General features: G+C 59.8%; 14 protein-coding genes. 8 read left to right on the forward strand and 6 right to left on the reverse strand.

Going from position 1 to position 16090, the window contains the following annotated elements; genetic code table 11:
* Positions 1–975, forward strand: a 975-nt coding sequence (locus tag ABYM29_RS11125) for a PilT/PilU family type 4a pilus ATPase (protein WP_372864833.1), incomplete at its 5' end; no start/stop codon positions are given.
* On the opposite strand, the gene ruvX is transcribed toward ABYM29_RS11125, so the two are convergent.
* The 4 genes from ruvX to gshB all read right to left on the reverse strand — a co-directional run bounded on the left by ruvX (position 972) and on the right by gshB (position 3946).
* On the reverse strand, positions 972–1406 hold the full coding sequence (gene ruvX / locus ABYM29_RS11130) for a Holliday junction resolvase RuvX (RefSeq protein WP_372864834.1): 435 nt from the start codon (positions 1404–1406) through the stop codon (positions 972–974). The two genes, ABYM29_RS11125 and ruvX, sit on opposite strands and share 4 nt — an antisense overlap.
* Positions 1407–1461: 55 nt before the next feature.
* Complete coding sequence (locus ABYM29_RS11135; RefSeq protein ID WP_372864835.1) at positions 1462–2031, reverse strand: YqgE/AlgH family protein; 570 nt, start codon at positions 2029–2031, stop codon at positions 1462–1464.
* Positions 2032–2099: 68 nt separating this feature from the next.
* Positions 2100–2984: an energy transducer TonB gene (locus ABYM29_RS11140; RefSeq protein ID WP_372864836.1), complete on the reverse strand. Its 885-nt coding sequence runs from the start codon at positions 2982–2984 to the stop codon at positions 2100–2102.
* Positions 2981–3946, reverse strand: coding sequence for a glutathione synthase (gene gshB / locus ABYM29_RS11145; protein WP_372864837.1), 966 nt, complete (start codon positions 3944–3946; stop codon positions 2981–2983). Before gshB ends, ABYM29_RS11140 begins: the two co-directional genes overlap by 4 nt.
* Positions 3947–4303: 357 nt before the next feature.
* Here gshB and pilG point away from each other — a divergent pair, with 357 nt between their 5' ends.
* From pilG to ABYM29_RS11175, 6 genes are all read left to right on the forward strand, one after another.
* Entirely contained in the window at positions 4304–4687 is a 384-nt protein-coding gene (gene pilG / locus ABYM29_RS11150) for a twitching motility response regulator PilG (RefSeq protein ID WP_372864838.1), read from the forward strand.
* Positions 4688–4785: 98 nt separating this feature from the next.
* Positions 4786–5148, forward strand: coding sequence for a PleD family two-component system response regulator (locus ABYM29_RS11155; RefSeq protein WP_372864839.1), 363 nt, complete (start codon positions 4786–4788; stop codon positions 5146–5148).
* Between the two features lie 14 nt (positions 5149–5162).
* On the forward strand, positions 5163–5705 hold the full coding sequence (locus ABYM29_RS11160) for a chemotaxis protein CheW (RefSeq protein ID WP_372864840.1): 543 nt from the start codon (positions 5163–5165) through the stop codon (positions 5703–5705).
* A 47-nt stretch (positions 5706–5752) separates the two neighbouring features.
* Positions 5753–7777, forward strand: coding sequence for a methyl-accepting chemotaxis protein (locus tag ABYM29_RS11165; RefSeq protein ID WP_372864841.1), 2025 nt, complete (start codon positions 5753–5755; stop codon positions 7775–7777).
* Between the two features lie 69 nt (positions 7778–7846).
* A complete protein-coding gene (locus ABYM29_RS11170) occupies positions 7847–13072 on the forward strand; it encodes an Hpt domain-containing protein (protein ID WP_372864842.1) in 5226 nt (1741 codons plus the stop codon).
* Complete coding sequence (locus tag ABYM29_RS11175) at positions 13072–13551, forward strand: hypothetical protein (protein WP_372864843.1); 480 nt, start codon at positions 13072–13074, stop codon at positions 13549–13551. Before ABYM29_RS11170 ends, ABYM29_RS11175 begins: the two co-directional genes overlap by 1 nt.
* Here ABYM29_RS11175 and ABYM29_RS11180 read toward each other — a convergent pair.
* Together ABYM29_RS11180 and argA are read right to left on the reverse strand one after the other, a co-directional pair.
* Positions 13548–14279 (reverse strand): 16S rRNA (uracil(1498)-N(3))-methyltransferase, encoded by a 732-nt coding sequence (locus tag ABYM29_RS11180; protein ID WP_372864844.1) that lies wholly within the window; start codon positions 14277–14279, stop codon positions 13548–13550. The genes ABYM29_RS11175 and ABYM29_RS11180 overlap by 4 nt on opposite strands.
* 36 nt (positions 14280–14315) lie before the next feature.
* Positions 14316–15623, reverse strand: coding sequence for an amino-acid N-acetyltransferase (gene argA / locus ABYM29_RS11185; protein WP_372864845.1), 1308 nt, complete (start codon positions 15621–15623; stop codon positions 14316–14318).
* Between the two features lie 106 nt (positions 15624–15729).
* Here argA and ABYM29_RS11190 point away from each other — a divergent pair.
* The coding region (locus tag ABYM29_RS11190) for a hypothetical protein (RefSeq protein ID WP_372864846.1) at positions 15730–16090 on the forward strand (361 nt) is incomplete at its 3' end.

Consider the following 16090-nt stretch of genomic DNA (forward strand, 5'->3'; position numbering starts at 1 on the left):
CGCGAATTCGTGCGCGATCGCGAGTGCAATTTTGCGATTAGCTCTCGGGGTATCGGTCGCTTTCGGGTCAGCGCGTTTTACCAGCGCAATTTGGTGGGCATGGTGTTGCGCCGCATTGAAACGCAAATACCGACCACCGACGAGCTGGGTTTGCCGGACATAATCAAAGACCTGGCGATGACGAAGCGCGGGCTGATTATTTTTGTCGGCGCGACGGGCACCGGTAAGTCGACGTCGCTGGCATCGATGATTGGTCATCGCAATGCCAATTCCCGTGGGCATATCATTACGGTGGAAGACCCGATTGAATTTGTGCACCAGCATCGCGGCTGTATTGTCACTCAGCGCGAGGTGGGTATTGATACCGAGTCCTTTGAAGTTGCGCTGAAAAATATGCTGCGTCAGGCGCCGGACGTCATCATGATTGGTGAGGTGCGCTCTCGAGAAACCATGGAGCACGCGATTACCTTTGCCGAAACCGGCCACCTGTGTCTGTGCACCCTGCACGCCAACAACGCTAACCAGGCGCTGGACCGCATCCTTCATTTCTTCCCGGCCGAGCGCCACGGCCAGCTGTGGATGGACTTATCGCTGAATCTCAAGGCGATGGTGGCCCAGCAGCTGTTGCCGACCCGCGATGGCCAGGGGCGCCGCGCCTGTGTGGAGATCTTGCTGAATACGCCCCTGGCGGCCGATATGATTCGCAAGGGCGATGTGGCATCCCTCAAGGATTTGATGCGTAATTCCACCGAGCAGGGCATGCAAACCTTTGACCAGGCGCTGTACGAGCTCTACACCGCCGGTGAAATCACCTATCAGGACGCGATTGCCTATGCGGATTCTGCCAATGACCTGCGCCTGCTGATCAAGCTGGGTGCCGATAACGATGTCGACCAGATGACCACAGCCGCGGGCAATTTGAGCATTAAAGAGGTGGAGGACGACAATAAGCACGGAGGCTTTGGCCGCCGTTAGTCGGCGGATTCGCGGAACCAGCTTTCCAGAATGATGACGGCGCTGAGGCTGTCGACACCGCGGTCTTTAAAGCCCTGATTGCCGGCGTGCTCTAGCAGCTCGCCCTTGGCCTCGAAGCTGGACAGGCGCTCGTCGGCAAAGCTGACGGCCACGCCAAAACGGCCGTGAATACGGTTGCCGAATTTTCTTGCGCGCAGGCACATTTCGGACTCGCTGCCGTCCATGTTCAGCGGCAGGCCGACGATGACTCGCTGCGGCTGCCACTCCTTGATAAGGGCGTCAATCTCGGGCCACTGGGGGATGCCATCTTTGGCCTTGAGCACCGGCAGTGGACTGGCGGTGCCGGTGAGGCTTTGGCCAATGGCACAGCCGATCCAGCGTAGGCCGTAGTCGAAGGCGAGGAGGCGTTGGGTTTTTGCGGGCGTGGTCATCGGCTGAGAGACTCGGGAGCGGCTGGGCATTGTAGCGGAATTTTATGAACGCGACTCAGGCGTGACCGCTGTCGGAGCCGAGTTGGGCAAAATTGATGCCCAGTTTGGCCAGCGCCGCATCGACGCGTTGGTCGGCGGGCACTTCGAACATAACGCGATAGTCGGCGGGCAGGATTAGCCAGGCATTGTCGGCCAATTCTTGTTCTAGCTGCCCTGGCGACCAGCCGGCGTAGCCCAGGGCAATCAGAGTGTCGCGCGGGCCGCTGTCATTGGCAATGGCGTCGAGAATATCCAGTGAGGTGGTCAGGGCTATTTCGCTGCTGACCTCGATACTGGCATCCCAGTGTTGGTGGTCGCGGCGGTGCAGCACAAAGCCGCGGTCGGTGTGCACTGGGCCGCCGGCAAACACCGGCTGGTGTTGTTGGTAGCTCAGTTCGTCGAAGTCTAATTGTTCAAGAATTTCATCGACTTCCATGTCCAGGGGGCGGTTGACGATCAGCCCCATGGCGCCGTTTTCATCGTGTTCGCAGATGAATATCAAGCTGTGGGCAAAGATGCCTTCGCCGAGGTTGGGCAGGGCAATTAAAAAGTGGTCTCGCAGTGATGTGAAGGCGCTATCAGGCATTGCGACTCCCGGCGGGCAGGCGATACTCGTAGCACTCAGTATGGGTCAATTCCCGGTAAACTCAAGGTTCAGCGGCCGCTGGCATGCAGGCCGCCGCGCTCGAATTGCCAGGTGCGCACAATGCCCAAACGGTTTTTGCCGTCGAGGACTTCGGCGGGAATCGCTTCAAAGGGGGCCGCTAGGCGCACGATTCGGTGGGCGGCGCGGTCCAGTTCGGGGTGGCCAGAGCTGCGCATAATGCGCACCTCGTCGATGCGGCCGTCGGGCAGTAGCATCAGCAGTAAGCGCAACTCGCCTACCAGGCCCTTGCGGCGGGCCTGTTCGGGGTAGTGCTGATTGCCGACCTGCTCGACATGGGCCTCCCAGCGGTCTAAATACAGGGCGTCCGGCGAGCCGCGGGTGGCGACCGAGGTGATGAACTTGGGGCGCGGCATGCTGGCGTAGGCCTGGTTTAAATGGTCTAGCTGGGCCTCTAGTGCCGCAATATTTTCACTGAGTTCGTCGATGTCGTCGTCGCCGTTCAGCGCGTGTTGCTGGCGTTGCTGGGGGTGTTGCTGCTCGGCGATCGAGCGGTTACTGCTGGCGCGGCTGTACAGGTAGTTGCGGTTGTCGCTGGCCTGTTGGGCGCGGGCTTGCTTGAGCACGTGTTCGGGCGGGGCGCTGTTGTCGTGGAACGCGCTGTCGACGCGGCTGCTAAGCTCGGCCTTGTCTTCGAGGCTGCCGCTGCCAAGTTGGTCGTGCTGAGCGATGTAGTCGGCTTTCTCGGGCGCCTGCTGGCTTTGGTATTGTGCGAGGGTAACTTCAAGGCTGGGCAGGCGCGGATCGGCGATTTCGGCGCTAAAGCTAATGCCCAGAATCAATGCGATGTGCAGGGCTGAGGCGAAGCAGATAATAAAGCCGAGGCGCTCCGGGGAGTCGTGTCGGCGGTCGTCGAGAATGGTCGCGGCGCTCATGCCTGGGCCTTTACCTCCGGAAGTTTGGCGGCGATGGCGTCCATCAGTTGGCCGGCGATATCGGTGCCAAACTGGTCGTCGATTTCGCGGATGCAGGTGGGGCTGGTGACGTTGATTTCGGTCAGCGAGTCGCCAATCACATCGAGCCCGACAAACAGCAAACCCTTTTCTCTGGCCGCCGGGCCGACCTGGGCGGCGATCCAGCGGTCGCGGTCGCTCAGTGGCTGGGCGCGGCCGGTGCCGCCCGCCGCGAGGTTGCCGCGGCTCTCTCCGGCAGCGGGAATACGCGCCAGGCAGTAGTCCACGGGTTCGCCGTCGATGAGCAAGATGCGTTTGTCGCCGGCGCTAATTTCGGCCAGGTAGCGCTGGGCCATGGTCATAGTGCGGCCGTGGTTGGTGAGCGTTTCAATAATGACCGAGACATTGGCATCGTCTGGTCGCAGTCTAAAAATCGAGCTGCCGCCCATGCCGTCCAGGGGTTTCATCACCACGTCGCCGTGTTCGCGGTGAAAGGCGCGCAGCCTAGCGGGGTCGCGGCTCACCAGCTGAGTGGGGGTACACTGGGGGAATTGCAGGGCGAACAGTTTTTCGTTGCAGTCGCGCAGTGACTGGGGGCGGTTCACTACCCAGGCGCCCTGGCGCTCCGCCTGTTCGAGAATGTGGGTGGCATAGAGAAACTCATTGTCAAACGGCGGGTCCTTGCGCATTAGAATCACGTCCAGTTCGCCGAGGTCGATATCGCGGGCTTCGCCGAGCTCGTAAAAGCGCTCTGGGTCGCGGAAGGCGGTTACGCTGCGCACCTGGGCCCTGGCCAGGCCGTTGCTTAGGTATAAGTCTGTCAGCGTTATATAGTCGATCTGCCAGCCGCGTTCGCCAGCCGCCCACAGCATTGCCAGGGTGGAATCTTTCTTGTAGTTGATCTGCTCGATCGGGTCCATGACCACGCCTAGCCGGATTGTCATTTAATCACCTTTGGCAAATTTGTGAGATAGCTCCCAAACCCTTCAGTCAGCGCGGGACGTGGTGCGTCGGCCTTGCGATGATTGCGAATAGGCTGCTTGTGGCGCGTGGTTGTCGAAAGGCGCTATGGTTATACAAGCAGCGTATGTTTGGGCTTTGGGCTGTGTGTCTGCGAAGCCCCGTTAAAATATCGTATTTATACCTCTGCCGGCAATTTTCGCCGCCGAGCCTGTGATGCGGTGCCCAGCGCCGTGTTACAACAAGATGATGGAAGGCAGCTGCGTTCCGTGGTAAAAAATTGCTCTGACCAGGGTGCCGGTCCCGGTGCTGGTTCAGGCCATAATTAAGGTTTGAGTTCTATGGACGCCAATTTTTCCGATCTAAAGGTCATGATTATCGATGACAGCAAGACCATTCGACGAACCACCGAGACGCTGCTTGCCAAGGCGGGCTGCACAGTGGTGACGGCGATAGACGGTTTTGATGCACTGGCTAAAATCGCCGACAGCAAGCCCGATATCATTTTTGTCGACATCATGATGCCGCGCTTAGATGGTTACCAGACCTGCGCATTGATTAAGAATAATAGTGAGTTTAAGTCGACGCCAGTGATCATGCTGTCCAGTAAGGACGGCTTGTTTGACAAGGCGAAAGGCCGTATTGTTGGCTCAGATCAGTATCTAACTAAGCCCTTTAGTAAAAATGAGTTGCTCGAGGCAATTCAGGCACATGTTGCAAACTGACAATAACTAAAAATAGCAAGGAAGGGTTCCGCAGAAGAACCTGTTTTGAGCCCCGGCGCGCTGCGCAGTGAAGGGGGGGCTACTGCGAGAGGGAAGTAATGCCACGAGTATTAATCGTTGATGACTCACCGACGGAGATTATGAAAATCCGTCAGATCCTCCATAAAAACGGCTATGACGTCATCACCGCAGAGAGCGGTGAACAGGGTATAGAGATGGTGCGCGCGGAAAACCCTGATGTTGTGCTGATGGATATCGTCATGCCCGGCCTAAACGGCTTTCAGGCTACTCGCCAGCTCAGTCGCGACCCGGCCACCAGCGCTGTGCCGGTGATTATTGTCACCACGAAAGATCAGGAAACCGATCGGCTGTGGGGGCAGCGTCAGGGCGCCAAGGGCTATCTGACCAAGCCGGTGGATGGCAAGTTGCTGATCAAAACTATTGAATCTGTTCTTAATTAGGGTGGCGGGCGCAAATGTCTGAAGCCTTGACAGCTTTTCGCTATTTAAGCGAATTGGCGCGACGCAGCCGCAATATGGGTAGCGGTGAACTCAGCGAGCAGGTGGATACCCAGGAAGCGTTGTGGAGCGGCATTGGCTTTGCCATTGGCGCGCAGCACTGCGTGGTGCCGATGGGTGAAATTGCCGAGGTGCTGAGTGAGCCGCCGGTCACGCGTTTACCCGGGGTTAAAAGCTGGATAAAAGGGGTGGCGAACGTCCGCGGCCGGCTGCTGCCGTTGATGGATCTGGCGGGCTTTCTCGACGGTGATGTCGCGGTTCGCCAGCACCGCCGGGTGGTTGTGTTGGAGCGCGGTGATATTTACACCGGTTTGATTGTCGACGAAGTGTTCGGCATACAGCATTTCCACGCAGATTCCTTTCGTGCAGAGTGCGCCTCGGTTGCTGAACCGATGCAGCGCTTTGTCGATGGCGTTTACCGCCAGGGCAGTAAAGAATGGGCGCTGTTTAGGCCCCTGCAATTGATGGAAGTCAGAGACTTTTATGATGTCGCGGTGTAGCCGCGACCACACAAGAACCACACAGAATTATCCTGGAGTCAGGGCGAATGAAAGCAGCAAAACAAGGAGATGGCAGCAATCTCAAAGCCGGTCGCACGATCAGTGTACTGGTTGTAATGATGTTGGCTGGATTTATTGGCGCGGGTTTTAACACGTATGTGATTCTGCGCGATGCCGGCTATGACCAGCGCTATCTTGAGCTTACCGGCGAGATGCGCCTCTATGCGCAGCAGCTGGCCAACGCCTCTCGTGAGGCCGCTCTGGGCGACACCGCTTCGTTCGATACCTTGGCGCGCGCGCAGCGCAACTTTAGCTCGGTGCGTCGCGAACTGGTGGAGGGTAATAAAGATTTGCCGTCACCAGCAGAGATGCTCGGTGGAGACATCGCCCAGCTCAATCGCCTTTGGGCTCAGGTGGACACGGCGGCTGAAACTATCGTTAGCAACCGCGAACGGATTATTTTCCTTTATGAAGTAGCCAGCAATCTGAATCAATTGATTCCGCAGCTGCAAGAGGCATACAACAAGGTGGTGGGCATTATGCTCAGCGGCGATGCCGCGGCCAGCCAAGTTGCTATTGCCCAGCGGCAGTCGCTGTTGCTGGAGCGTATTGCCCGCAACGTTGACCGTATGCTGGAAGGCACGGAGGCGGCGACGGCGGCGGCCGAGCAATTTACTGTCGATGCCAATGAGTTTGGCACTGTGCTGCGAGGCATGCTGGCCGGTAACAAGGCCATTGGTGTCGCGCCGGTGCGCAGTAAGCAGGCGCGCGATTTGCTGATGCGTGTTGGTCAAGATTTCCAAATGATCAGTGGTTCGGTCGACGAGATCTTTCAGGTGTCGCCAGAGCTGCTGAAGTCGGCCGATGCCGCTGCAGTGATTGTGGTTAATGTGCCGGAGATTATGCAGGTTACCAGTAATCTGTCGAGCGGGATTAGTCGCCTGGACGAGGAGCGCCCCTTGTCGGTGGCCACAGCCATTGGCTTCGTCGGCTTAGTGGTGATTGCCTTGGGCTTGCTGGGCATGAGTTCGATTCGCAGTACCCAGCAGCGACTGCGCACGACCGCCGAAGCCAATGAGCGTAACCAGACGGCGATTCTGCGCTTGCTCGATGAGTTGGCCGATCTTGCCGACGGTGACTTGACGACCTCGGCCACCGTTACCGAGGACTTTACCGGGGCGATTGCCGACTCGATTAACTACACCATTGACCAGTTGCGGGTGTTGGTGTCGCAGATTAATGAAACGGCCCAGGAGGTATCGCTGGCGGCGCAGAGTTCTCAGGCGACGGCGTTGAACTTGGCCGAGGCCTCAGAGAGTCAGGCCAGGGAAATTGCCGGTGCTTCAGCGGCGATCACTGAGATGGCGGTGACCATCGACAAGGTTTCTAGCAATGCCCGAGAGTCGGCAGCGGTTGCCCAGCGCTCGGTCGCCATCGCCAATACCGGCGCCGAGGTAGTACAGAATACGATAAAGGGCATGGACAATATCCGCGAGCAAATCCAGGAAACTTCAAAGCGGATTAAGCGCCTGGGTGAGTCGACGCAGGAGATCGGTGACATCGTCTCGCTGATTAATGATATTGCCGACCAGACCAACATCCTCGCTCTGAACGCCGCCATTCAGGCGTCGATGGCCGGCGACGCCGGCCGGGGTTTTGCGGTCGTTGCCGATGAAGTCCAGCGACTGGCTGAGCGCTCCTCGGGTGCGACTAAGCAGATTGAGGCGCTGGTTAAGACGATCCAATCTGATACCAATGAAGCGGTTATCTCCATGGAGCAGACGACCTCAGAGGTGGTGCGCGGTGCGCGTCTGGCGCAGGATGCGGGTGCGGCTTTGACCGAAATCGAAGCGGTATCGCAGGAGCTGGCGGAGCTGATTGAAACCATTTCCAACGCCGCCGAAGACCAAGCTAAATCGGCGGGACAAATCTCGTCAACCATGAAAATCATCCAGGAAATTACCTCTCAGACCTCGGCGGGTAGTACCGAGACGGCGAAGTCGATCGGTGCCTTGGCCAATATGACTGATGATCTGCGCAGTTCGGTAGCCGGTTTCACGCTGCCCGGCTAAGCACTGTGGCGCGTGGTGTATACGCCGGTGTTGTTTGCTGGCAGCAAATAGGAAAGTGGATCCACGGATATGAGTGATCGCCGAGATTACATCGCGCTGGAGTGGTTGAGCGAGGAGCTTCGGACGACGCTGAGCCAGTGCGCAGCAATGATCCTCGACAGCGAATTGCACGGCAGTGAGCCGGAGTCGTTGGAGCCGCTCAGCGGACAGCTGCACCAGGTGCAGGGCAGTCTGCAAATGATTGAATTCAGCGGCGCCGCACTGCTGCTGGAGGAAATGGAGGCGGCGGTACGCGGGGTGATTGACCGCGAAGTGTCGGTGGCGCTGCGCAGCGACTTGCTCAAGGCCGTTGCTGGCGCCTGTAAAGCGTTGCCGGACTATTTTGAATCCTTGCGCAGTGCCCGCTGCGAACTGCCTGTCGACCTTATACTTATTTTTAATGAATTGCGCGCCGCGCGCGGCGGCCGTTTATTGTCATCGGGCTTGCTATTTGCCGCCCAGCTTCCCGAGACCTCGGCTGCTGAGGCAGCCCTGCAGCGGGATGATGCCAGCGAGTTACTGAGCAAGCTGCACAAGATGTATCAGATGGCCCTCAAGGCCTATCTGTTGGGCGACGACAGTGAGAAAAACCTCGGTTACTTGCACAAGGTTTGCAGCCGGGTTGCGCGTTTGCAGGACAGCGTGGAAGGCCGCTTGCTGTGGCAGGCTGGAGGGACGTTGCTGGAGGCCATGCTCGCCGACAGCTTACCGGCGGGCGCCGTGCAGGTGGATTTCCTGCACCGCTTGGAGCGGGAAATTCGTCAATCGCGCAGCGACGGTGGGGCGGTTACCGCTCTGCTGGATGACTTGGTGTTTTACGCATTGTGCGGTGGCCAGAACAGCGCTTCGTTGAACGCCCTCTGTGAGGCTCAGGGCTATGCGGATGGCCTGCGGACGAGGTCGAGCCAGCAGCAGTTTGTGGAGCGCGCGCGCCTGCGCCTTGTGGCGGCGCTGCGCGACCTTTCCGCAGAGTTAGATGATGGCGGGGAGGTTTCGCGACTCGGTGAACGCCTGGCGGGATTCAGCGATGCGATGGCGATTCTCGGCTTGATTCAGCCGTTATACACCTTGCGAAATGCCGCAGCGGGTATTGATAGCCACCTAGAGGGGCAGCGCTTGGGGCTCAGTCGCGCGCTGGCACGTATTGCTCAGCAGTTGGACGAATCAACCGCCGAGGTAGCGTTGCAGCTGCCGTTGACCGGTGCGCGTCGCGACTTGATTAGCGGCGCCCGAGTGGTGCTGGCCGATGTGCAGGAAGCGCTGATGAGCTTCGTCGCCGAGGACTGGCAGCATGACTATTTGCAGCCACTGCCCCAGCGCTTAGGCGATCTGGCCGACTCGCTGGCCAGCGCGGAGATGGTCGACGCCGCTGCGATTATCCGCCGCGCCGGTGATTATATTGCCGAACAACTTATCGCTGCAGGTAAAAGCCCAGACTGGCCCTTACTGGATGCCTTGGCCGATGCCATGACGTCGGTTGATTACTATCTGGAGCGCAGTGTTGACGGCCAGCGAGGTGAGGACCGGGAGTTAATCCGGGTAGCCGCTGAGTGTGTGGCGCGGCTGGGTTATCCGATGGACCTGGACGTGCCGGATAATATTATTGCGATGCCGCGGCGCGACCTGGCAATAGAAGAGGAGGATATTCCGGATCTTGGCGAGCTGCCGTCAGTGTCTGGGGGCGAGCTGGCGTTGGACCCCGATGTATTGGATATTTTCATCGAGGAGGCCGGCGATGTGCAGGCACTGCTGGGTGAAAAACTGCCGCGCTGGCGCCAGGGCTTGGCTTCCCAGTCACTGCTTGCCGAGGTGCGTCGCGCTTTTCATACCCTTAAGGGCAGTGGGCGAATGGCCGGTGCCGAGCAGTGCGGCGACTACGGCTGGGCCATTGAGAACATGCTCAACAAGGTCGTCGATGGTCACTTCACCATGGACGAGGCGCGTTTGGAGGTTGTCGAGCGAGCCCTGCAATTGCTGCCTGAATTGATCGAGGAGCTGTCTCAGAAGCGCGCGCTGCCAGAAGAAAAATTAACCGACCTCCTGGCCGATGCCGCGGCTTTAAGTCGCGAGCAAGCGCCGGCGCTCAGCGGTGCTAGCCCGAATGTGCCGGAGAGCGAGCGCGATGAATTAACCGCGGTCTTCATCGGTGAGGCCGAGGTGCATTTGCGCCAGGTCGAAGAATTCCTGAGTAGTATTTACAGTTATCCGGTGCCGCTCAGCGACGAGCTGCAGCGGGCGCTGCACACCCTTAAGGGCTCATCCAAAATGGCCGAGGTGTGGGCCGTGGCGAGCATCATCACGCCGCTGGAGGGCTTGGTCAAGGAAGCGCGGGCGATGCGCATTGCCGCAGATGAGTCGCTGGTGATGCTGATTACGGACGTGCTGGGGGAAACCCGCAAGCTGGTACAGCGACTGCGGCACAGCCCGACTTCGGCGCTAGAGGCCCCCGCCTTGCTGCGCGAGCGTATTGAGGCGGCGGAAGCTGAGCTGATGGCGAAGGCGGAGGCCGATGATGTTCAGCGTCAGTCGGGGCAGATTGCACCGGGTGCGCTCAATCAGTTTTTGCTGACTTACGGCGAGCATTTACAGCATCTTGGCGAGCGCCTGCGCGACCCGGTTGTGCCTGCGAACGCCGCGATGTTGGTGGAAGGCGCGTCGGTGATGGGCCATTTTGCCCAGCGCGCCGAGGATATCGGCAGCGAGAGTACCGCGGAGTTGGCGCAAGCCCTGCAAGTGTTGTTGAGCCACAGCCGGGAACCCTTGGCAGAGGATTATCTGCTGCTGGTGGAGAGGGCCTTGGAACAGTTGATGGATGATCTCAATCAGCTGGCCGCCGAGCAAAGTGCCACAGTGAATACGGAGTTGCTTGAGCAGCTGCGTGACTTTGATATGGACGCCGCCTGCGATCGCGCGAGCGAGGGGGCTGTGGAGCAGTCTGTCGAGGGTGAGCCTGAGGCGGCGGCGGATGAAGACGAAGACGACATCGATCCGGAAATCCTCGAGATTTTCATGGAGGAAGCCCGGGATCTACTGGAGGGTCTAGACACCGCCCTACACAGTTGGAGCGAAGACCGCGACAACGGCGCATACCTCGATGACATCCTGCGTTATCTGCATACCTTTAAGGGCGGCGCGAGACTGACTGGCTTGAGTGGCATGGGCGACTTTGCCCACCAAATGGAGACCGAAATTTCCGAAGCACTGGCTGCCCGCGTGGTGGAGTTGCCGGCGCTACTGCCCAAGGTACAGCGCGCCCAGGACCAGCTGGTGAAAATGCTGGAGGAATTGGGGCTTGCGCCGGTGGCCGATGTCGACGGGCCAGAGGAGGTGCGCGCTGACGCAGTGGGCGAGGCGACGTTGCCCGCGGCCGTCGCCGACAAGGCGGCGCCGCAACTGCTGAATCCGATGTCGCGTGCCGGCCCGCAGGAAATGATCAAGGTGCCCTCGGAATTGCTCGAGCGCCTGATTAATCTCGCCGGTGAAACCTCGATTGCTAGGGGGCGTATCGAAGAGCAGGTCAGCGAGGTGCATTTCTCGCTGGAAGAAATGGAAATGACGGTGGAACGCCTGCAGGAGCAAGTGCGCCGCCTGGATATGGAGACCGAGGCACAGATCATTCACCGCCAGGAACAGATGGAGAGTGAGGGCGCAGAGGGCTTCGATCCACTGGAATTTGACCGCTACTCGCAGCTCCAGCAATTGTCTCGGGCGCTGCTGGAGTCGGCCTCGGACCTGGTCGATCTGCGCAATACCGTGGTGGATAAGAGCCGCGATATGGAGACCCTGTTGCTGCAGCAGTCGCGGGTGAACACCGAGCTACAAGAGGGCTTGATGCACTCGCAGATGGTGCATTTTTCGCGCATGGTGCCGCGCCTGCGCCGCGGGGTGCGCCAGCTGTGTGGTGAGTTGGCGAAAGATGTCGACTTTAAGGTGTATAACGCCGAAGGTGAAATGGACCGCCGGGTGCTGGAGCGTATTCTTCCGGCGCTGGAGCACATGCTGCGCAATGCTATTGATCACGGTATAGAAACCGCAGAGCGGCGCCGCAGTGCCGGTAAGGCCGAGCAGGGCGAAGTGACAATGCGCTTTGATCGCCAGGGTGGCGATGTGGTCATTACCATTAGCGATGATGGCGCCGGTATTGATCTGGACGCCGTGCGTGGCAAGGCTGAGGGTATGGGGCTGATGGCGCCGGGTGCCCAGCTTAGTGAGCGTCAGCTACTGGACTTTATCTTTCACGCCGGCTTTTCTACCGCAGACAATGTCACGCAGATTTCCGGGCGCGGCGTCGGCATGGATGTGGTGCACAGTGAAATCAAACAGCTCGGTGGCTCGATAGAGGTATCTACCACTCGAGGCAGCGGCAGCCGTTTTGAGATTCGCTTGCCGTTCACTGTGTCAGTGAATCGCGCCTTGATGGTCAGTGTCGGCGGCGAGGTGTATGCGGTACCGCTCAACAATATCGAGGGTATTCTGCGGGTCAGCCCCTACGAGCTGGAAGTGTATTACGAAGACGGCGGCCCCGACTTTGAATATGCGGGGCAGCAATATAATTTGCGCTATATGGGGCAGCTGCTCGGCGTGTCGGCCCCGCATTTGGACGGTCAGCTCGAACCCAAGCCGGTATTGCTGATTCGCAATGCGGAGCCGCCCACCGCTGTGCAGGTGGACTCGCTGATGGGTTCGCGTGAAGTGGTGGTGAAGTCGCTGGGCCCGCAGTTCTCTGCGGTGCCGGGGTTGTCAGGTGCCACGGTATTGGGTGATGGCAGTGTCGTCGTGATTTTGGACATGCTGGCGAGTATTCGCGCCGATGCGGCGCGGCGCCTGCTTGAGCTGGATGAGCAGCACAGCCTGCCGGCGCGGGAAACCGCGGTCAAGCATGTCATGGTAGTGGATGATTCGGTCACTGTGCGCAAGGTCACTTCGCGTTTGCTGGAGCGCCAGCAGATGAAAGTGACCCTGGCTCGCGACGGTCTCGAGGCGGTCAACCAGTTGCAGGAAATGGAGCAGTTGCCCGATGTGATGTTGCTGGATATCGAAATGCCGCGCATGGATGGCTTCGAGGTGGCCAGTCGTCTGCAGAGCACGCCGCGGTTTGCAGACATCGCGGTGATTATGATTAGTTCGCGAACCGGCCAAAAGCACCGCCAGCGTGCGTCAGCGCTGGGGGTCACCCGTTTCCTCGGCAAGCCCTATCAAGAAATCCAACTACTCAAGGCTATTGAAGAAGTTCTGTCCAAGGTGGAAGCGGAATAATGATGAATGCCCTGCCCGATGCCTCGCTGGCTAATTTGATTATGCCGATTGTTGGCGGTGCCTTGTTGCTGCCCAATAGCTGTGTGGTTGAAGTGGCCAGTGCTCGCCAGTTGAGTTCGGCACTGTCTTCCGATTTTTTGTTGGGCATGCTGCGCTGGCGCCAGCAGGAGATTCCGCTGCTGTGTTTTGAAGGCCTGCGCGACGGCGCATTGCCGGTCGAGCCGCAAATTCGCCAAGTGGCGGTGATCGCCGGTCTCAACGACCGCGAGCGATTGCCGCATTATGCGATTTTGTTGTCCTCGGTTCCCCACTTGCTCAGTGTGCACAGTGCCGAGATTAAAACCTTGGACGAACGCGCCGACAATGCGGCGATTTTTGCCGAGGTGGAAGTGCACAGCCAGCGACTGCTGATTCCCGATGTCGACGCGGTGGAGGCGCGCATCCTCAGCGAACTCTACCCCGACGGCGCCGCCGACTAGGCCATATCGCCCCAGCGCGCCTGTAAAATACTCAGCGCCGCCAGCGGTGCGGTTTCGGTGCGCAGTATTCGCGGCCCCAGTGCCAGGCTGCTAAAGCCGCTGGCGACACTGGCCGCGACTTCCTCTTCACTCAGTCCACCCTCGGGGCCCACCAGCAGGGCAATACTCTGCGGCGCGCTATCGCGCTGGGGCTGGCTCTGGTGGTGGGGGCTGAGCACCAACTTGCAGTCGGCGCGGCAGTGCTGCAGCCAGCTAGCCAGCGGTTGCGGCTCGGCGAGGTCCACCAGCTGGCTGCGACCCGATTGCTCGCAGGCACTGATCATCACTTGCTGCCAGTGCCGCCATTTTTTTTGCTCGCGCTCGCCGTCGAGCTTCACATCGACGCGCTCACTGTATAGCGGCGCAATGCGCGTCGCGCCCAGCTCGGTGGCCTTCTGCACCACCCAATCCATGCGGTCGCCCTTGGACAGGCCAATCCCCAGTTCGATTTGCAGCGGCGATTCGCGCTGGGTATTGCTCTCGGCGCCGGTGATCTCGCAGCTCAGCTGGCGGCGATTGGCGGCGCTGATCGTCGCCTGATAATCCCGGCCGTCGCCGTTAAACAGGCGCAGCTGGCGGCCGACCTTCATGCGCAGTACCTGCGCCAGGTAGTGGGCGGCGCGCTCTTCCAGTTCCAGCTGCTGGCCGACGGCCAGCGCTTGTGAGGTGTAAATGCGGGGAATGCGCATGTGTGTGGTGACCCTGTGCAGTAAAACGGCTGACGATTACAGGGCCTTGATAAAGGCCTTGGAGTTGCGCTGAAAATTATACAGTTTCTGCTTGGCCTCCGGCAGCGCGGTGAAGGGACACTGCACATAGCCCTGTTCTTGAAACCAGTGGGCGGTTTGGGTGGTGAGCACAAACACCTGTTGCAGGCCCTGTTGGCGGGCCTCCTGTTCCAGTTGGGCCAGCAGCCGCTCGGCGCGATCGGCGCCGCGGTAATCGGGGTGGGTGGCCACGCAGGCGATTTCGCCAATGGCGTCATCGCGGTAGGGGTAGAGCGCCGCGCAGGCGATTACCATGCCGTCGCGCACCAGAATTTTAAAGTGGTCAATTTCGTTTTCCAGCAATTCGCGCGAGCGTTTCAGCAATACGCCGCGGGCCTCCAGCGGTTCAATAATCGCCAGAATACCGCCGATATCGTCGATGCCGGCGGTGTGCAGCTGCTCGTAGTGCTCTTGGGTGATCAGCGTGCCGGCGCCGTCGCGGGTGAACAGTTCCTGCAGCAGGGCGCCGTCGTCGCAGTAAGACACCATATGGCAGCGGTCGATGCCCAGATCGCCGGCGTCGACCACCGCCTGCACAATGCTGTCGCGGCCCAACAGCGGCTGGCGCTGCAGCTCGGCGTCGACATCGCGGTACTCACACTGGCGAATCAGCTGCTCGCTGCTGTCCAGCAGGCCGGCGGAGCTGGTGAGCAGGATCAGTTTGTCGGCCTTCAAGGCCGCGGCGGTGTGCACCGCGACATCTTCGGCGCTGAGGTTGAAGATCTCGCCGGTGGGGGAATAGCCCAGCGGCGACAGCAGCACGATCTGCTGGTGATCCAGCTGCTGGCGCAGGCCGGCGGCGTCGACCTTGCGCACCACGCCGGTGTGCTTGAAGTCGACGCCGTCAATCACGCCCATCGGCCGGGCGGTAACATAGTTGCCCGAGCACACCCGAATAGCGGCGCCGTGCATCGGCGAATTGGCCACCCCCATCGACAGCAGTGCCTCGATGTGGGCGCGCAGTGAGCCGGCGGCGTCGGTGACGCAGCGCAGCTCCAGCTCGTCAGTGACGCGCAAATCGCGGTGAAACTGGCTGTTCAGGCCAGCTTCATTCACCCGCTGCTCGATCTGCGGGCGCGCGCCGTGGACCAGTACCAGGCGTACGCCGAGACTGTTCAACAGGGCAATATCGTGCACAATGTTGGCAAAATTGGCGTCGGCAATGGCTTCGCCGCCGAGCATCAGCACAAAGGTTTTTCCGCGGTGGGCGTTAATATAGGGCGCGGAATTTCTAAACCATTTTACGTATTCAGTCTGTTCTGACATGGCGGTCGCTGCTTGCTGGGTTAACGGGAGTATTTTGTTTGCATGGTCAGTAGCTTACAAGGCATTTCGATAAATTGCATAGTGCCGAGTGGCGGGGGATTTAGGCGTGCAGAGTAAAGCCCCGGCCGCGTCGCCCGCGGTGCAGCACTGGGCCGATGCCCTGCGCGCGGATATCGACGCTCACTTTGCCGCCGCTCACCGGCGCGTCGAGGCGGTGTACCGCCGCGAGTTTCGCGCCCTGCCGGCGGTGTTGCGGCGGCACTGGCAGCACCGAGGGGATGTGCCGGCCGACCTTGTTGCCCTGCCGCGCAGCCTCTGGCGTTTAGTGCGGCGCCGCGCCGCTGAGCGGCCGCTCAGTGGCAAGGAGCGCGCGGTGGCAGAGTTGCTGGCCCAGCAGGTTTTGGACCTGCAGGGTCTGCAGGACACGCTGTGGCGCCATTTTGAGCTGCACCCGGATTACTGCCGCG

This window comes from Spongiibacter sp. (assembly GCF_041602295.1).
Taxonomy (GTDB): Bacteria; Pseudomonadota; Gammaproteobacteria; order Pseudomonadales; family Spongiibacteraceae; genus Spongiibacter.